The organism is Leifsonia sp. Root4 (assembly GCF_001425085.1).
Classification (GTDB): domain Bacteria; phylum Actinomycetota; class Actinomycetes; order Actinomycetales; family Microbacteriaceae; genus Microterricola.
The window spans coordinates 100230-118212 of the sequence record NZ_LMDN01000003.1; the positions used below are offsets into that span (position 1 = coordinate 100230).

Annotated in this window: 13 protein-coding genes; 5 read left to right on the top strand and 8 right to left on the bottom strand. The window is 67.8% G+C overall.

What is annotated here, in order from left to right; translation table 11 throughout:
* Positions 1-128: 128 nt before the first annotated feature.
* Positions 129-842, bottom strand: a complete 714-nt coding sequence (locus tag ASC66_RS10215; protein ID WP_055838748.1) for an IclR family transcriptional regulator — start codon at positions 840-842, stop codon at positions 129-131.
* 181 nt (positions 843-1023) lie between these two features.
* On the opposite strand from ASC66_RS10215, the gene ASC66_RS10220 reads away from it, so the two are divergent.
* Positions 1024-1554 (top strand): hypothetical protein, encoded by a 531-nt coding sequence (locus tag ASC66_RS10220; protein WP_055838751.1) that lies wholly within the window; start codon positions 1024-1026, stop codon positions 1552-1554.
* 27 nt (positions 1555-1581) lie between these two features.
* Here ASC66_RS10220 and ASC66_RS10225 read toward each other — a convergent pair whose 3' ends face one another.
* The 3 genes from ASC66_RS10225 to ASC66_RS10235 form a co-directional block, all read right to left on the bottom strand.
* Positions 1582-1983, bottom strand: coding sequence for a hypothetical protein (locus tag ASC66_RS10225; RefSeq protein ID WP_055838754.1), 402 nt, complete (start codon positions 1981-1983; stop codon positions 1582-1584).
* Positions 1984-2000: 17 nt separating this feature from the next.
* Positions 2001-4367, bottom strand: coding sequence for an arylsulfatase (locus tag ASC66_RS10230; protein ID WP_055838756.1), 2367 nt, complete (start codon positions 4365-4367; stop codon positions 2001-2003).
* 165 nt (positions 4368-4532) lie between these two features.
* A complete protein-coding gene (locus tag ASC66_RS10235) occupies positions 4533-4922 on the bottom strand; it encodes an SHOCT domain-containing protein (protein WP_082492250.1) in 390 nt (129 codons plus the stop codon).
* Between the two features lie 249 nt (positions 4923-5171).
* Between ASC66_RS10235 and ASC66_RS10240 the strand changes: the two genes are divergently transcribed.
* On the top strand, positions 5172-5492 hold the full coding sequence (locus ASC66_RS10240) for a carboxymuconolactone decarboxylase family protein (protein WP_055838760.1): 321 nt from the start codon (positions 5172-5174) through the stop codon (positions 5490-5492).
* A 12-nt stretch (positions 5493-5504) separates the two neighbouring features.
* On the opposite strand, the gene ASC66_RS18555 is transcribed toward ASC66_RS10240, so the two are convergent.
* Positions 5505-7748: a winged helix-turn-helix domain-containing protein gene (locus tag ASC66_RS18555; RefSeq protein ID WP_055838762.1), complete on the bottom strand. Its 2244-nt coding sequence runs from the start codon at positions 7746-7748 to the stop codon at positions 5505-5507.
* Between the two features lie 183 nt (positions 7749-7931).
* On the opposite strand from ASC66_RS18555, the gene ASC66_RS10250 reads away from it, so the two are divergent.
* Positions 7932-9785, top strand: a complete 1854-nt coding sequence (locus ASC66_RS10250; RefSeq protein ID WP_055838776.1) for a glycoside hydrolase family 15 protein — start codon at positions 7932-7934, stop codon at positions 9783-9785.
* Positions 9786-9876: 91 nt separating this feature from the next.
* Positions 9877-10251 carry a VOC family protein gene (locus tag ASC66_RS10255; protein ID WP_055838779.1) on the top strand — a complete coding sequence of 125 codons (375 nt, stop codon included), beginning with the start codon at positions 9877-9879 and terminating at the stop codon, positions 10249-10251.
* 44 nt (positions 10252-10295) lie between these two features.
* Here the strand turns inward: ASC66_RS10255 and ASC66_RS10260 are convergent, their stop codons facing one another.
* The 3 genes from ASC66_RS10260 to ASC66_RS10270 all read right to left on the bottom strand — a co-directional run bounded on the left by ASC66_RS10260 (position 10296) and on the right by ASC66_RS10270 (position 13758).
* Positions 10296-11444, bottom strand: a complete 1149-nt coding sequence (locus ASC66_RS10260; protein ID WP_082492252.1) for an alpha/beta hydrolase family protein — start codon at positions 11442-11444, stop codon at positions 10296-10298.
* Positions 11445-11615: 171 nt separating this feature from the next.
* Positions 11616-13118 (bottom strand): S8 family serine peptidase, encoded by a 1503-nt coding sequence (locus ASC66_RS10265; protein WP_055838785.1) that lies wholly within the window; start codon positions 13116-13118, stop codon positions 11616-11618.
* 250 nt (positions 13119-13368) lie between these two features.
* Entirely contained in the window at positions 13369-13758 is a 390-nt protein-coding gene (locus ASC66_RS10270) for a DUF1622 domain-containing protein (RefSeq protein WP_055838787.1), read from the bottom strand.
* 127 nt (positions 13759-13885) lie between these two features.
* On the opposite strand from ASC66_RS10270, the gene metH reads away from it, so the two are divergent.
* A complete protein-coding gene (gene metH, locus ASC66_RS10275) occupies positions 13886-17500 on the top strand; it encodes a methionine synthase (protein ID WP_055840282.1) in 3615 nt (1204 codons plus the stop codon).
* Positions 17501-17983: the final 483 nt, after the last annotated feature.

Genomic DNA, 17983 nt, shown 5'->3' on the forward strand with positions numbered 1-17983 from the left:
GGCGCGGGGCGGACTCCGTTGAACACGCAGTGGACGACCATGAGGTGGGCGATCCTGCCCCGAGCGGTGCATGTAACTTTGTTACAGGAATAGCCTACATGGTGAAACTTTATGCCCCACCGGGGTGCTCAGACGCCGTAGGCGCGTGCCACGCTCTGCGCGCCGAGCTTCAGCCGCTCGGCGATCTCTCCCTCGGTGCCGGGAATGACGACGTGGATCACCGCGATCGACGCCGGCGGCTGTCCGGGCAGCATCAGCGGCACGGCGACCGACTTCAGCGAGGGCACGACCTCGTCGTGGCTGGAGGCGTAGCCGCGCGCCCGGCTCTCGGCCAGCTCCGCCCGCAGTTCCGCGCTCAGTTCGGCCGGCCATGCGCTCTCCGGAAGGCCGAGCAGGATCGCCTTGCCGGGGCCGCCGCGGCTGATCGGGTGCCGGTAGCCCGGGCGGTACGCCACAACGGCGACGGTCTGGCGCGGGGCGGCGCTGACCAGCGTGACGGCCTCGCCGCTGTCGAGCATCACCGCGAGCAGGCAGGTCATGCCGAGCTCATTTGCGATCTCGTTGAGCACGGGGAGCGCGGCCTGCTGCAGATTGCGCGCGACCCCAGAGTTCAACGCCGCAAGGCCCGCGCCCAGGCCGACGTGGCCCGCACCGTCCCGTGTGACGAGATCGTGTTCCTCGAGAGTGCGCAGCAGACGGTAGGCGACAGAACGGTGCACATCCAGCGCGCTGGCCAGTTCGGCGATCGAGAGATTGCGGTCGGCGCCCGCGAGGATCTCGAGCAGTCGGATGCCGCGACTCAGCGTTTGCGAGCCGGCCTGCGGAGCAGCCAGTTTCTCCATCGCTCGTCCAGCCTCTCTGCTCGTTTCCACGCGGCGGCACGGCATGTGATCACCGTGTTCGATATTAGGACACAATCGGCATTTTCTGGAGGACCGGGGTCTGTTCCCCGGCGCCGTTCCGTGTGATCCTGAAGCACCGAGCCTGTCGCCGCGGGTGACTCCATCGAGGAAGCGAGTGGCCATGAGTGAGCGTGAGGAGGTTGCCGCCCCGGGCGAGATCCGGCCGTGGTGGCGCCGTCGGCGCGAACTCGTCACCCCGGAGCTCATCTCCGGCACCGTGCTCGTGAGCGCAGTCATCGCCGTTGCCGACGAGAGCGGGCACGCCATCAGCACGACGGGGGTCACCGTCATCACCATGCTGGTGCTGTGGGTCTCGCAGTTCTACATCGTCGCGATCGCTGCTCAGGCCCGCCGGCCGGCGGGGGAGCCCGTGCATCCGGCCCGCTCGATCCGTGTCGGGCTCGAGGGCTCGGTCGGGCTGTTGATCGCGACCCTCCCGCCGCTGCTGCTGCTCCTGCTCGGCGACCTCGGCCTGCTGTCGGTGAACGTGTCCTACTGGTCTGCGCTCTGGGCGGGCGTGGTCGTGCTGGCATTCCTCGGCTGGATCGCGTTCAGCGGGCGGCGGGTCGCGTGGTACTGGCGGCTGTGTGGCACCTGTGCCACCGCCGGATTCGGCGTCGTCGTCATCCTCCTGCGGATCGTGATCGACTGAGGCAGTGACGGGGCCGGCGGCGGGGACTCAGTTGCGGAAGAACGCGTTCGATCGCCGCAGATAGAGCAGCACCAACGCGGTGATCGACAACAGGATGCTGATCACCGCGAGCCAGAGCAGCCAGGGCGCCGTGATCGACAACACGATCGCGGCCACGATCGACAGGCATTGGAACACGGTCGCGACCACTCTGGCCCCGTAGCTGCCACCGAACAGCCCTCCGGCGACGATCAGTGTGACGGCGCCGAGGATCGCGATGGCGACGGCGAAGACGATGAGCGGGCCGCCGCCGCCGATTCGCTGCACCAAGTCCTCGTTGCCCGTCTGGAAGAGCAGCAGCACGCCGGTGATCACATTGAGCGCCCCGGAGACCCAGAGCGTGATGGCGACGGCCGTGACGCCGCCGGGGCGGGGGTTCTCTGTGGACACGGTGTGCTCCCGTCGCTTCACTGCCTGGCCATGATGACGCGCAGGCGCTCCGCCGGGTCGATGAGATGGTCGTGATCGTCGTCGCCGATGTCGATCTGCACCCACTGGATCGTGCCGGTGAAGCGACTGGTCTGCGGCGTGTATCCGGAGGCGACGGCCGTACCGGACTCGAATCCCACATCGGTGGTCTCGTCGGCGGAGAAGATCATCGCCTGGGTGGCGCCCACGCGGCCGGTCCCCGCAGCCGTGCCGTCGTAGTACAGCGTGACGTCGCCGCCCTTGCCGAGCCCGCCGCCGTCGTAGGCGAACTCCATCCGCACCTGGTGCCTGCCGGCCGGCACGGGTGAGCCCGCCGTCGTCGTGAACTCCTGGATGCCGAGCACGTTGTAGGTGAACACCGCCGCACCGTCCTTGAGGTAGAGACTCCACCCGCCGAAATGGCCGCCCTGGGCGATGATGACCCCGTCGGCGCCGCCATCCGGGATGTCGATCTCGGCGGTGACAGAGAACGACTTGTTCTTGATGCTGACGACGCTGTTCTCCGACAGTCGGCCCATGCCCGCGTAGAGCAGCTGGCTGGTGCCGTGGATCAGCGTCGGCCGGCCGGCGACCTCGGGCGTCGCACGTTCGATGCCACGATCGTCGATCGGCAGCACGTTGTACTTCGTCGCCTCGATCAGCCAGAGCCGTTGGAGTTTTGCCAGCATGGTCGGATTCGCGGCGGCGAGGTCACGTGCCTGGCTGAAGTCGCTGCCGCCGTCGTAGAGTTCCCAGACGTCGTCGTCGAAGGCGCGCAGGGTGCCGCCGACCATCTCCCACGGCGTACGGTGTTTCGTCACCGCGCTCCAACCCTTGTAGTACAGGCCGCGGTTGCCGAACATCTCGAAGTACTGCAGATCGTGGCGCTCGGCGGCATCCGGCTCGGTGAAGGTGTAGAGCATGCTGGTGCCCTCCATAGGCGACTGCTGCACGCCGTTGACCATGGTCGGTTCCGGCAGCCCTGCCGCCTCCAACACGGTCGGCGCCACGTCGATGACGTGCGTGAACTGGCTGCGCAGCGCGCCCTTCTCGGCGATGCCGCGTGGCCACGACACGATGGCGCCGTTGCGGGTTCCGCCCCAGTGCGATGCGACCTGCTTCGTCCATTGGAACGGGGTGTCCATCGCCCAGGCCCAGCCGACCGCGTAGTGGTTGTATGAGCTCGGCGTGCCGAACTCGTCCATCCTGGATACCAAGTACTCCGGGGTCTCGAGGGCGGCCATGCCGTTGAAATTGGCCATCTCGTTGAACGCGCCGTTGAGGGTGCCCTCTGCGGACGCCCCGTTGTCGCCGATGATGTAGTAGATCAGTGTGTTCTCCAGGGCGCCGAGCTCCTCGATCGTGTCGAGCACGCGGCCGACGTGGAAGTCGGTGTGTTCGAGGAATCCTGCGTACACCTCCATCTCGCGCTCCAGCACGGGCTTGAGCTCGGCCGGCATGTCATCCCATGCGGGGATCTCGGCGTGCCGCGGGGTCAGCTCGGCATCCGCCGGGATGACTCCGAGTTCCTTCTGCCTGGCGAAGGTCTTCTCCCGCTGGGCGTCCCAGCCGTCGGCGAACGCGCCCTTGTACTTGTCGGCCCACTCCTGCGGCACGTGGTGGGGCGCGTGCGTGGCTCCGGGAGCGAAGTACACGAAGAACGGCTTGTCGGGCATGAGCGCCTTCTGGCTGCGGATCCAGTTGCAGGCGTGATCGGCCAAGTCCTCGGTGAGGTGGTAGCCCTCTTCGGGCGTCGCCGGGGGTTCGACGGGCGTCGTGCCGTCGTAGAGCGCCGGATCCCACTGGTTGTTCTCGCCGCCGATGAAGCCATAGAACTTCTCGAAGCCGCCGCCGGCCGAGGGCCAGGCGTCGAACGGCCCCATCGGGGAGGACTGCCAGACCGGCACCTCGTGGCACTTGCCAAACTGGGCCGTCGAGTAGCCGTTCAACTTCAGGGTCATCGCCAGCGGTGCCTTGGTGTTCGGGCGCAGCGAGCTGTTGCCAGGCGCCGACGTCGCCGTCTCGGTGATGCTGCCCATGCCGACGGAGTGGTGGTTGCGCCCGGTGAGCATCGCCTGCCTGGTCGGTGCGCAGAGTGCCGTCGTGTGGAAGCGGTTGTAGCTGAGGCCGGCGGAGGCCAGCCGCTCGGCGTTGGGCGTGGCGCAGGGCCCGCCGAAAGCGCTCGACGCCCCGAAGCCCACGTCGTCCAGCAGCACGATCAGCACATTGGGTGCTCCGGCCGGCGGGAGCAGCGGTTCGATCGGCGGATACGCGGTGTCCGGATCCTTGGCGTCATAGGTGGTCAGTGTCGGCGCCGGACGGTCGGGGATCGGAAGCATTGCGCGTGCGTGACGATCGGGGTTCATGGCTGCTCTCTCTGCTCACTGGGTCTGCTGGTGCACGCTAACCCCGGAGCAACCTGCTCGCCTCACCCGATCTGCGTGATGCCGCAACGTGCCGGCACGTCGGCGCACGAACGAGGCGGGGCACGGCCACAATGGCCGGGCCCCGCCTCGGGAGCTGCGTCGTGCTCAGGCCGCGGCCAGAGCCTTCGCCTTGAGCGCCTCGAACTCGGCCGGGCTCAACGCGCCGGAGTCGAGTAACTGCTTCGCCTTCTCGATCTCGGCGGCCGGCGAACTGCTGCTGCTGCCTGCGACGCCGCGGATGTACTCGTCGTTCTGATAGCGGGCCTGACGGTACTCGTCCATGCGCCGCTCCGACATCTGGCGCCCGCGTGCGATCAGATAGACGAAGGTGCCGAGGAACGGCACGAACACCAGGAACAGCACCCAGATGGCCTTCATCCAGCCGTTCAACGTGTGGTCGCGGAACACATCGACGATGACGGTGATGAAGATCCAGATGCACGCGATGGTGATGTAGACCCAGAACAACCAGATCAGATAATCCCAGAAACTCATGCTCGTTCCGCCTTCCAGCATGCGGTGTGCCCATCACCCCGCGGTCGAGTCGACGCTATTGCCCGGCTCGTGCGCCGACATCATCCCGATGGCATGAACTCCGCACACCGTACGCAGAGCGGTGTTCACCCCATCCGCGTGAGGCGCTTTCCCCGCGGTTGTCGTCCACTTGGAGGGAAGGACAGGCCCCGGGTTGCCGCCGCAGTGCGGGCAGACCGATTGGGGCTCGCCTGCGGAAGGGGTGGTGTCGTGGATTACAGGCAACGGCTGCGCCGGATGGCGATCAACGAACAGGGAGTCGTCGAGAGCGAGGCCGGCCTCAGCGAGCTCGGCGTACTCGATCCCAAGACCCTCGCGCTCGCTCGTCTGGCAGCGTTGGTGGCGATCGGAGGCGCTGGACCGTCGTTCGGTGAGCAGGCGACGGCCGCCGTGAGCGCCGGAGCCTCCGCAGACGAACTCGTCGACGTCATCGTGGGAGTGGCCTCCATCGTCGGTGTCCCGCGTGTCGTTGCCGCTGCACCACGGCTAGCACTGGCGCTCGGATTCGACGTCGAAGACTCCGTCGACTGACGAGACTGGCGCTCAGCCGCCCAGCAGCCCGATGGCCATCGCCCGCTCGACGGCTTCCGCCCGAGACGAGACGCCCAGCTTGCGGTAGATCGACCCGACCTCGGTGCTGACGGTGTTGCGCGACACGAACAGGCGCGCTCCGATCTCCGGCACGGTCAGGTGCGTCTGCAGATAGGGCAGGAGCCGCAACTCGGCCGGGCTGAGCGGCGAGGCCCCGACGGCGCCGGTCGTCGGTGAGGAAATGATCGATTGGAGCGCGGCGATGTCGTCCAGCAGAGTGCCGAGCTCTGGTCGATGAAGCAGGATGTCGTCGATCTCCCGCATCAGGTGCCTGGCCGTTGCGTGGTCGCCGAGCGCGAAATGCGCCTGAGCCAGCTGTAGGCGCACCCGGATCGCGAGGGCGGGAAACGCCCACGTGCAGACCGGGCGGGCGCGCATGGCCCTGGTGAGGTCTCGCTGGGCGGCTTTCAGATCGCCACGATGCAACGTCAGCCTGGCCGCGCCCGCCAGCGCGAGCACGGCGGTCGCGTAGTCCTCAAGGTGCTGCTCGTCAACCGTGCGCAGCGCCGACGCGAGGAGGGCGTCGGCCTCCGCCCAGAGACCGCGATCCATGGCGATGATCGCGCGTTCGGAGTCGCAGAGGACCTGACCGTCGCTGTTGCCTACGCTCGTGGCCAGCTCGGACGCCTCGGCGAAGTGGCGATCGGCCGTGTCGGCGTCCCCGAGCAGCAGCTCTGCCTCCCCGGCCAGACTCAGGGCCCGGTCCCGCCACGTACTCCACACGGGCTCCAGGTCCAGCGCCAGCCGGGCGTCGGCGAGTGCGCGCTCTGGCCCGGCCGCGCACATCACCGACCGCAACATCGCACGATCGGACTCGAATGACGCTGAGCCGTCGAACGGCGCGGAATCGAAGGATGCCGCCTCGAGCGTGGCGGCCAGCCGCTCCGCGGCGCTTGCCTGCCCGGAGATGACGGCGATCCACCCGGCCAGTACCCCGAAGGGTGGATGGCTCTCGATCGCGGAGCCTCCGAGCTTGGTGATCCACCGCTGCACCGTGTCCAGCTGCCCGGCTTGATAGGTGGGCAGGGCCAGCTCAGAGACCAGGCGCACGGATTGCTCGCGTGCGGGGGTCTGCAGCAGGTGTTCGATGGCGTTCGCCGCGCTCCCATTCGCCTCGTACCACTCGGCAGCCCTGAGATGCAGCCCGTCGATCAGCTCTGGGTTGACGCGGCGAAGCTCGCTCAGCAAGAACTCCCGAAACAGTGGGTGGTAGCGAAACCATTCCCGACGGCGATCGAGGGCGATCAGAAAGACGTTGGACGCCTCCATCTCCCGCAGCCGCGCCTGCGAGCCCGCCTCGCCGAGCAGCGCGTCGCAGAGCCCGGCAGAGAACTGCTCGAGCACGGCCGTGCACCGCAGGAAGTGCTGGGCGTCGTCGGAGAGTGTCGCCATCGACTCGCGGTAGAGGTAATCCGAGATGTAGCGGTCGTCTCCAGAGACGGCGGCCACGCCGCCGTGACTGTCGCGGGCAATGAGCGCGGCCAGGTACAGCCCGACCGGCCAGCCCTCCGTACGTTCCGTGATGTCGGCGGCCAGATCCGCGCTCAGGGGCACCTGAGCCTGCGTGAAGATCTGCACGGCCCCGCTCGCGTCCAGAGCGAGGCTCTCGGCGGAAATCTCCAGGACCGTGCCGTCTGCGCGGAGTCGTGCGAGGTCCGAATGTTCGTGCCGGCTCGCCGTCACGATCTGGGAGCCAGGCGGGACACCACCCAACACAACACCCAGTACGTCCTGGCAGCCGGGCGAACTGATCACGTGAAGGTCGTCGACAAGGATGACGAAGTCGACGGGGCTCGTCCGCAGCGCCATGGCCAGGCGCGGGGCAGCGCGGCCGAGCGCCGAGGCGCCGTGTCCGTGCATGTTGGTGATCAGGGCGGGATCCGCCCCGGTCGCCTGTACGAACGCCGAGGCGAGAAGGGTGAGCAGCGTTACGGCGTCATCGTCGAAACGATCTAGCGTCACGTAGGCGACGGCGCGGTCCTCCGACGCGGCCCACTGGGCCAGCAGACTCGACTTGCCGTATCCGGACGGTGCGGTGACGGCCACGATCCGGCACTCGCTCTTGCGGGCAGTACTGATGAGCGCTGAACGACTGACGAACCCGGCCCTGGGGGCGGGGATCGCCAGCTTTGTTTCCAGAAGCAGCCGATCCAGCTCGAGTACGCTCGGGGCTGCGACCTGAGGTGACTCGGCCACGATCGCATACTAGGCCCGCCGATGCCAGACACTCAAGCGCCACGCACGCGTGTGCGCAACTGTGACGTCATCTGCACGGCGGTGGGGTGGACAGCGGAACGCCGCCGTCGTAGCGTGCACAGTAGGCCCGGCATCCCTCGCCGTGCGACAGCAGCTGGACAACTCGCAGCAGGGAGCATTCCGATGACCTTCCCCCCGATTGCCGACTACGCATTCCTCTCCGACTGCGAGGTGAGCACCCTGATCGCGCCGGATGGGGCCGTCGAGTGGCTGTGCCTTCCGCGCCCCGACGCGCCGAGCGTGTTCGGTGCATTGCTCGACCGGGCGGCCGGGAGCTTCCGTTTCGGGCCGGCGAACACCGCCGTTCCGCAGCAGCGGCGTTACCTGCCTGGAACGATGGCTCTGGAGACGACCTGGCACACGGCAACGGGGTGGCTGACGGTGACCGATGTGCTCGTGCTCGGCGCGGTCGATGACGCGCGTCGCAGCGCATCGCGGCGCTCGCCGGGGGATGCGATGTCCGGGCGAACGCTGCTCAGGATCGCGACGTGCTTCGATGGCAGGGTCGAACTCGATCTCAGTTGTTTCCCGCTCTTCGACTATGGCCGGGTGCAGGGGGAGTGGGCGTACGAGGGCTCCGGATTCGCTCAGACGAGCGTCACGGCCGGCGATGTCACTCTGACGCTCACCAGCGACATCCCACTGGGTCTGATGGGAGCCCGTAGCTATGGCAGGAGGACTCTGACCGCCGGGGAGTCCGCGTTCGCGGCGCTGAGTTGGGGCGAGCACGTCACGGCGGATCTCGATGAGGCTCGCGAGCAGCTGCGATTCACCGAGGAGTTCTGGCGGGAGTGGATCAGCATGGCCACGATTCCCGACCATCGCTTCCGCCCGTACATCGAACGCAGCGCACTGGCGCTCAAGGGGCTGAGCTACGCGCCGACCGGGGCGATCATGGCCGCCGGGACGACCTCGCTGCCTGAAACACCGGGGGGAGAGCGGAACTGGGACTACCGCTTCACCTGGATCAGGGACACGGCGTTCATGCTGCGTGCGTTGCACAGTCTCAGACTCGACTGGGAGGCATTCGAGTACTTCGCCTTCATCATCGACGCCGTGTCGGAGACCGACCCGTCGATCCCGTGGTCACTGCAGATCATGTATGGGATCGGCGGCGAGCGGGACCTGACCGAGCACACTCTCGACCATCTCTCCGGCTACCGCGAGTCTCGCCCGGTGCGCACGGGCAACGGCGCGTTCGACCAGCACCAGCACGATGTGTGGGGGATGCTGCTCGACGCCGTCGAAGAACACCTGCAAGGCGGCGGGCAGCTGGCCCCCGCGATCTGGGGCCGCCTGTGCACGCTGGTCGACACGGCGATCGAGCGGAGCAGCGAACCCGATCAGGGGATCTGGGAGATGCGGGGCGCTCCGCAGCACTTCGTCGCGTCCAAGGTGATGTGTTGGGTGGCCGTGGATCGCGGCATCCGCATTGCGCGCGGCCGGGGCGACACGGAACGCGCCGCTCGGTGGCAGAGCGCTGCGGACGAGTTGAAGACCGAGATCTGCACGAGGGGCGTCGACGAGCGCGGGGTGTTCACCCAGCACTATGACACGACGGAACTCGACGCCTCGCTGCTGCTGTTGCCGCTGATGGGCTTCCTGCCGCCGGACGACGAACGGGTGCGGGCGACGGTGCTCGCGATCGCCGACGAACTCACCGAGCAGGGGCTGGTGCTGCGCTACCGGGTCGACCGTACCGAGGATGGCCTGAGCGGGGAGGAGGGCACCTTCTCGATCTGTTCATTCTGGCTCGTGTCGGCGCTCGCCGAGATCGGCGAGCTCGACGCCGCCTCCGCCCTGTTCGAGAAGATGCTGAGCTTCGCCGGCCCGCTCATGCTCTACGCGGAGGAGATCGATGCGACGACGGGGCAGCACCTCGGCAACTTCCCGCAGGCATTCACCCACCTCGCCCTCATCGATGCGGCGAATCGGCTGATCGCCGCCGAGCAGTCCGTGCGCCGTCGGAATCCCTGACCTGGGGCGTGCCGCCGTCGATGCAACACCTGACGCAGCAGCACAGAAAGCAATCAGCACAGAAAACAACCAGCACAGAAAGCAGGACAGCATGGACCTCGGGGCATTCTCCGTCAGCCTGAGCGTCGCGGATCTCGCGGCCTCCCGTGCCTTCTACGAGACGCTCGGCTTCGAACACGTCATGGGAGACCAGGCGGAGAACTGGCTGATCCTCCGCAATGGCCAGACGACGATCGGCCTGTTCCAGGGCATGTTCGAGGGCAATCTGCTCACCTTCAATCCCGGATGGTCGCCCCTCGCCGAGCCGCTCGCCGATTTCGAGGATGTCAGGAGCCTGCAGAAGAGGTTCGCGGCAGACGGGCTTGAGCTCCTCGCCGAGGTCGACGAGACGACGAGCGGGCCGGGCAGCTTCATGCTGCGCGATCCGGATGGCAACGTCATCCTGTTCGATCAGCACGTCGGCTGAGCGCCCCGGCGGTCCCACGCGGTGGTGCCGGCCGAACGAGCCGCTCAGTCGGCCTGACGCGACGAGAACTGGCCGATGAAGTCGCCGAGGTGCTTCTCATAGGCGGCTGGGTCGACGTTCCAGCTCTGGATGTGGCCGGCGTCGGCCACAGGCACGTACAGGGCGTTCGGCAGCGACGCGGCGAAGGCGGCGCTCTCCGCCGGCGGAACCAGTGGGTCGGCGAGCCCCTGGAACAACAGGATCGGCAGCGTGTCGAATGGGCCCGTCTGGTCGAGCTCGTCGAGTACGCCGAGGTCGATGTCGCCGCGCCAGGACACCGCCGACTGCAGCGCGCCGCCCAGGAAGCCCAGGTGGAAGCGGTCGGCCTGCCCCTGGAGCACACCGGCCCAGTCGAGCACGGGCGCGTCGAGCACCATGCCGAGTACCTTCGACGCGTGCGGTGATTCGTGCATGAAACGCGTGACGATGCTGCCGCCCATCGAGTCGCCGTAGAGCACGAAGCGGGTGGCGCCCTGGCTCAGCGCATAGTCGGCCGCCGACTCGAGGTCTCGCCACTCCGTCTGGCCGAGTGAGATCAGGCCGGTCGGGCTCTGCGGGGCGTCGGCGTCGTTGCGGTAGGTGATCAACAGCGTCGGCAGGCCTGCGTCGACGAGCGTCGGCAACGGCCGGAGCCCGCTCTCACGCATGCCGTCGATGCCGTGCACGAACAGCACCCAGGTGGAGCCGTCGCCATCGACCTGCCAGGCCGGCATCGGGCCCAGTTCGCCGTCGACGGCCACGTTCGTGAACGGGATGCCGAGGCTCGTCTGCGGGTCGCCGTCGTAGATGTTGGGGTTGAGCTGCACGGCGGTGCCGGCGCTGAGTTCTCCGGAGATGTTCGAGATGGGGCGGATGACGGTGGAGCCCGTGGTTCTGACGGTCGGCCCGATCGTCGCAGTGCCCGTGCCGGCATCCGTATTCCACACCAGGCCGTAGGTGCCGACGCGTTCGGTGGCGGCCATCTTCGTGAGGGTGATCTCACCGTCGGCGACAGCGACGACGTCGCCGGCGGGGGTCGACGTATTGTGATGCGGCGTGAGGAGGAGTTGTGCGCCGCCGAAGACGACGAGACCGCATCCGAGTACGGCGATCAGCACGATTCCACCCAGTGTGATCCAGGGCCACCGGCGGCGTGTTCGAGGTCGTCGTGCCATTCGGTCACTTTAGCGGGCGCCGTGGTGCAGGCCGGTGCGGCGCGGGTCAGCCCGCCGCGGTCGACGCGGAGACGACTCTGGGGCGTGCCGGCAGCGCCGACACGCCCCAGAGCGGTGTTCACGTCAGGTGAGTGACGTCAATCAGATCCGTTCAGTTCAGATCGGTCCCGATCAGTTGACTGCCTCGAGCGCGTCGACCAGACCTTCGCCGAAGAAGGCGTTGTCCGTCGCCGGTCCGGTGCACAGCGCCGATCCGGTCGGGCAGGCAACATCGTTGGCCTGTGTGTAGAGCACATCGCCGAGTGCGAGACCGGAGTACTCCGGGTGCACCGACTTCAACAGAGCGGCAACGCCGGCGACGTGCGGGGACGCCATCGAGGTGCCGGAGGAGGTGCCATAGCCGCTGCCGGTGACGGTCGAGAGGATCGCCGAACCGGGCGCCGCGATGTCGATGACGTTGAGGCCGTAGTTGGAGAAGCCCGACTTGGCACCCGTCGACGTGGTGGAGGAGACCGTCACGACGCCGTCAAGCTCGGCGGGGATGTCGTGGCAGCTCGCATCGATCGGCCGTGTGACCGGGACCGTGTCGTTGGGGCTGGCCGAATCGACAGTCTTGTTGGCGAGGTCCAGCGCGGAGTTGCCCGCGGCTGCCACGTTCAACACGCCCTTGCCCTGCGAGTACTGCACGGCACGGTTCACCGCGGTCTTCACAGCGCTCTGGTCGGCGTTGTTGTCGCACCAGAACTCCCACGGGTCGATGTAGTAGCTGTTGTTCGTGATGTCAGCGCCGGTTTCCGTCGCGTGCATGAAGCCACAGATTGCCGCCTCCGGGTAGATGAATCCGTCGTCGTTGACGACCTTCACCGCCGACACGCGAACGTTCGGCGCGACACCGACGATGCCGACGCCGTTGCGGGCTGCGGCGATCGTTCCGGCAACGTGCGTGCCGTGGGAGCTGGTGGTCGGCTGCCACGATTCGTAGCTCGTGTCGGCCACGCCGCTCAGGCAGCTCGCCGAGGCGTCCACGTCGATGTTCGCGGCCAGGTCGGGGTGGTCACCCTGGATGCCGGAGTCGATCACGGCGACGAGCACGTCGCGGCTGCCGTCGGTGATCTCGTGCGCTGCGACCGCACCGATCGCCGCCATGTCCCACTGGCGGCTCTCCGACGGGTCGGGGATGACGGTCACTTCGGCTTCGACGCCGGAGTCCTTGGTCGTCGCGGCGGCGGCGGAGCGACGGTTGCCCGACTCGCCGGGCGCCAGCGGGTCGCTGACTCCGAACGTGGCATCGGTCTCCGCGACGGGGGCGGTGCGGGTCGCGCCGACGGAGAGCACGGCCTTCTCCTTCGCCACCGATGCGGCGAACGCGGCGTTGTCGGACTGAGCGAGTACGACGCCGATCTCGGCGTACGACTCGATGACGCTACCGCCCGCCGCGGCAACGGCACGCTCGACCTTGAGCGTCTGTCCGCGGTTGACGATGCCGACGTTGATGGCGTAGTTCATGAGCGGGCCGGGAACGACCTCGACCGAGGCGGGGCCTGCGGCGTTCGGTGCGGCCATGGCGGCGCCGGGTGCGAGAACTGCGGCGCAGAGGGCCGCCGATATCGCGATCCCTGCTGTGACGGCGCGTCTGCGCGGAATGCCGCTCGTGCTTGTACGGAGAGTGAACATCGTGCTCCTGATTCTCTGTGGCTTCGATTAAGCCGGTTCGGCTCCGTGCCCCGCACGCCGGATTGTGGTGCGACGGCGAGACACGAAGCGAGGGCGGAATGAGTGCACGGCCCAACCCCGATCGATGCAGTGATGTGAAGCGACCGAGGTCTGATGTGCATTCCGCCCTCTGGCTCCGAAGCCTATGAATGCGCCGTCGGAGGCGATAGTCGGCATAAAGGGGGACACCCCCCGCTCGGGGGAGACTGAATCAGGTGACGGATGCGGGAGACGCGTCATCCACAGCGTCATCCGCAGCGGCATCCGGTGCCTTCTGCCACGGCCAGCGCCCGGTGATCTCCAATTCGAGCGAGAAGCTGAGGAAGGTACGGATGAGCACGATGCCACCGAGCACCGCGACGTTCTGCAGCGTCGGGGTCAGCGCAACCGTCTTGATGATGTCGGCGGCGACGAGAAGCTCAAGCCCGAGCAGGATCGAGCGCCCGAGCGAGCGGCGGAAGGGCACGTACACCGGGCCGGTGCGCTTGGCGATGCCGTACAGGGCGATCACCGTCGCCGCGAGCGCGCCGATCACGATCGCCGCGACACCTGCGATGTCGATGATGGTGCCAATGAGCTCGATCACTGCGTGGAAGTCCATGCTCTGTTAGTACACTGCGTGGCAAGCCGTGGCAAGGGTGCCGCTCGCCCCTGCAGCGGGGCGTCATGCAGGCGCCATGGCCGAATCTGCTCGGTACGATGAGCGGGTGACTGACGCGCCCGCACCGATCGACACCCCCGCACCCACCGGCACCGACATCTCCGCCGCGGTACGCCCGGCGCGTGCGCAGGCGCTGCTGGATGCGCTCGCCTCTCGGGTCGTGATCGCCGACGGCGCCATGGGCACGATGCTGCAGGAGCACGAGCCGACGCTCGAGGACTACCGCCAGCTCGAGGGCTGCAACGAGATCCTCAACGTCAGCCGCCCCGACATGATCGGCGCCATTCACGACGCCTACTTCGAGACCGGCATCGACGCCGTCGAGACGAACACCTTCGGCGCCAACTGGTCGAACCTCTCCGACTACGACATCGACGACCGCATCGAGGAGCTCGCCCACGCCGGCGCCGCGATCGCGCGCGAGCGGGCGGAGGCCTGGGAGGCCCGCGACGGCCGACTGCGCTGGGTCCTCGGTTCGATGGGGCCGGGCACCAAGCTGCCGAGCCTCGGCCACACCACCTACGCGCACCTCAAGGCCACCTTCGCCGAGCAGGCGCTCGGTCTCATCCGCGGCGGCGCGGACGCCTTCCTGATCGAGACCTCGCAGGACCTGCTGCAGACCAAGTCGGCGGTGAACGGATGCCGCGCCGCAATCGCGTCGAGCGGCATCCGCCTGCCCATCTTCGTCGAGGTCACCGTCGAGACCACCGGAACCATGCTGATGGGCAGCGAGATCGGCGCGGCCCTGACGGCGCTCGAGCCGCTCGGCATCGACGCCATCGGCCTGAACTGTGCCACGGGACCGGCCGAGATGAGTGAGCACCTGCGCCACCTCTCGAAGTTCGCAACCGTTCCGGTGATGTGCATGCCGAATGCCGGCCTGCCCGTGCTCGGCGCGAACGGCGCCAGCTACCCGCTCACCCCGGTCGAGCTCGCCACCGCGCACGAGCAGTTCGTCAAGGAGTTCGGTCTGGGCCTGATCGGAGGATGCTGCGGCACGACGCCGGCGCACATGCGCGCCGTCGTCGAGCGCCTGCAGGGTGCTGCGCCCGCCGAGCGCGCCCTGGAGAGCGACCCGGGCGTCGCCAGCCTCTACCAGCACGTCAGCTTCGAGCAGGAGAGCTCCTACCTCGCGATCGGCGAGCGCACCAACGCGAACGGCTCCCGCGCCTTCCGGGAGGCCATGCTCGACGGCCGGTGGGACGACTGCGTCGAGATCGCCCGCAACCAGGTGCGCGACGGTGCGAACCTGCTCGACGTCTGCACCGACTACGTCGGCCGCGACGGCGCAGACGACATGCGCCAGATCGTCTCGCGTCTGGCCAGCGCCTCCACGCTGCCGCTCGTCATCGACTCCACGGAGCCCGCCGTGTTGCAGGCCGGCCTCGAGCTGATCGGCGGCCGCCCCGTCGTCAACTCCGTCAACTTCGAGGACGGCGAGGGTGGGACCAGCCGCTTCGCCCGCATCATGCCGCTCGTCAAGGAGCACGGTGCGGCCGTGATCGCGCTGACGATCGACGAGCAGGGCCAGGCCCGCACGACGGAGAGCAAGGTCGCCATCGCCTCCCGCCTCGTCGACACCCTGGTCGACGAGTGGGGCATGCGCGTCGACGACATCATCGTCGACGCGCTCACCTTCCCCATCGCCACCGGGCAGGAGGAGACCAGGCGCGACGCCATCGAGACGATCGAGGCGATCCGCCAGATCACCGCGAAGTACCCGGGCATCAACACCACGCTCGGCGTCTCCAACGTCTCCTTCGGGCTGAACCCGGCTGCCCGCTCCGTGCTCAACTCCGTGTTCCTGCACGAGGCCGTCGAGGCGGGTCTGACGAGTGCGATCGTCGACGCCGCGAAGATCGTGCCGCTGGCATCCGTGCCGGAAGACCGCCGCAAGGTCGCGCTCGACCTCGTCTGGGACCGTCGCGAATACGATGCGGACGGCACGCTCGTCTACGACCCGCTGTCGACCATGCTCGACCTCTTCGCCGGGGTGGATGCCGCTGCGCTGAAAGATCAGCGGGCCGCCGAGCTCGCCGCGCTCCCGGTTGGGCAACGCCTGGAGCGCCGCATCATCGACGGTGAGGCGAAGGGCCTCGAAGCCGATCTCGACCTGGCCCGTGCCGGCGGTCTGAGCGCGATCGAGATCATCAACCTGCACCTGCTCGAGGGCATGAAGGTCGTCGGCGAACGCTTCGGCGCCGGCGAGATGCAGCTGCCGTTCGTGCTGCAGTCGGCCGAGGTCATGAAGAACGCCGTCGCCCTGCTCGAGCCGCACATGGAGAAGTCGGATGCAGCGGGCAAGGGAACCATGGTGATCGGCACCGTGCGCGGCGACGTGCACGACATCGGCAAGAACCTCGTCGACATCATCCTCTCCAACAACGGCTACACGGTCGTGAACATCGGCATCAAGCAGACCATCAACGAGTTCATCGCCGCGGCGGAGGAACACAACGCCGATGTCATCGGCATGAGCGGCCTGCTCGTGAAGTCGACGGTCGTCATGAAGGAGAACCTGCTCGAGCTGCAGAATCGTGGCTTCGCGAAGCGGTGGCCGATCATCCTCGGCGGTGCCGCCCTCACCCGCAGCTACGTCGAGGACGACCTCGACTCGCTCTTCGACGGCACCGTTCGCTACGCCCGCGACGCCTTCGAGGGCCTCGCGCTGATGGAACCGCTCGTCGCGATCGCCCGCGGCGCCGACCCCGACAGTGTCGGGCTCCCGGCGCTGAAGAAGCGCATCCACCGGCCGAGCCAGCTCATCGTGACCGAGCCGGAGAACCTTCCCGCCCGCTCGGATGTCGCCAGCGACAACCCCGTGCCCGCCCCACCGTTCTGGGGCACCCGCATCGTCAAGGGCATCGCCCTGGCGGAATACTCGGCGTTCCTCGATGAGCGCGCGACCTTCCTCGGGCAGTGGGGGTTGAAGCCCAGCCGCGCCGAAGACGGTGCCAGTTACCAGGAGCTCGTCGACACCGAGGGTCGCCCGCGGCTGCGCTACTGGCTCGACCGGATTCTCGCGGAGGGCATGCTCGATGCATCCGTCGCCTACGGCTACTTCCCGGTGGTCGCGGACGGCAACGACATGGTGGTGCTGCACCACGGCGACGACCCCAGCGGCACACTCGGTGCTCCCGGGCTGCTGGCACCGGACGGCGGCTCCGGCGGCGCGGTCGGAACCGAACGCCTGCGCTTCGCCTTCCCGCGGCAACGGCGCGACCGGCACCTGTGCCTCTCGGACTTCGTGCGTGCCAAGGACTCCGGACAGGTGGATGTGGTCGCCGTGCAGCTCGTGACCGCAGGGCAACGGGTGAGCGAGACCACGTCGAAGCTGTTCGCCGAGAACAAATACCGTGACTACATGGAGCTCAACGGGCTCGCGATGCAGCTCACCGAGGCACTGGCCGAGTACTGGCACTCGCGGGTGCGCGACGAGCTCGGTCTCGGCGCCGAAGACCCGACGGATGTCGCCGGGCTGTTCAAGCTCGAGTACCGCGGCGCGCGATTCTCACTCGGCTACCCGGCGTGCCCCGAGATGGAGGACCGGCGCAAGGTGGTGGAGCTGCTGAAGCCGGAGCGCATGGGAGTGGTGCTCTCCGAGGAGCTGCAGTTGCACCCGGAACAGTCCACCGATGCCTTCGTGTTCCACCACCCGGAGGCCAAGTACTTCTCGGTTTAGCCCCACCTCGCCGGTCGAGCGTGTCGAAACCCGCCCCCGTTGGTTGAGCGCCCCCGGTTGAGCCTGTCGAAACCCGCCCCCGCTGGTTGAGCGCCCCCGTTGGTTGAGCCTGTCGAAACCCGCCTCCGTTGGTTGAGCGCCTCCGCCGGTTGAGCCTGTCGAAACCCGCCCCCGTTGGTTGAGCCTGTCGAAACCGCGTCCGTGCGGGCGGGCTCGGTGGGTTCGCTCCTCAGCTCAAACAATGACGTCGCTGTTCGGGCCCCGGAACTGCAGACCGGGTTGCGCTTTCTGATCGGTGGGGCCCAAACAGCGACGTCATAACTCGACACCCCGCGAACCCACCGAGCCCTCTGCGGTCACTGCGCTTCCCACGCTGGCTTGAGCGAGCGAGTCGACGAGGAACGAGGAGGCTCGCCCGCGAAGCCCCGAGCGGTTCCGTTGACACGTCGGCCGTGCCATCCGGGGCGACTCGATCCTGCTGAC

Coding starts and splice junctions, on each gene's coding strand:
- ASC66_RS10220 (WP_055838751.1), top strand. CDS start 1,024: ATGAGTGAGCGTGAGGAGGTTGCCGCCCCGGGCGAGATCCGGCCGTGG.
- ASC66_RS10265 (WP_055838785.1), bottom strand. CDS start 13,118: ATGTTCACTCTCCGTACAAGCACGAGCGGCATTCCGCGCAGACGCGCC.
- ASC66_RS10260 (WP_082492252.1), bottom strand. CDS start 11,444: ATGGCACGACGACCTCGAACACGCCGCCGGTGGCCCTGGATCACACTG.
- ASC66_RS10215 (WP_055838748.1), bottom strand. CDS start 842: ATGGAGAAACTGGCTGCTCCGCAGGCCGGCTCGCAAACGCTGAGTCGC.
- ASC66_RS10250 (WP_055838776.1), top strand. CDS start 7,932: ATGACCTTCCCCCCGATTGCCGACTACGCATTCCTCTCCGACTGCGAG.
- ASC66_RS10270 (WP_055838787.1), bottom strand. CDS start 13,758: ATGGACTTCCACGCAGTGATCGAGCTCATTGGCACCATCATCGACATC.
- ASC66_RS10235 (WP_082492250.1), bottom strand. CDS start 4,922: ATGAGTTTCTGGGATTATCTGATCTGGTTGTTCTGGGTCTACATCACC.
- ASC66_RS10255 (WP_055838779.1), top strand. CDS start 9,877: ATGGACCTCGGGGCATTCTCCGTCAGCCTGAGCGTCGCGGATCTCGCG.
- ASC66_RS10230 (WP_055838756.1), bottom strand. CDS start 4,367: ATGAACCCCGATCGTCACGCACGCGCAATGCTTCCGATCCCCGACCGT.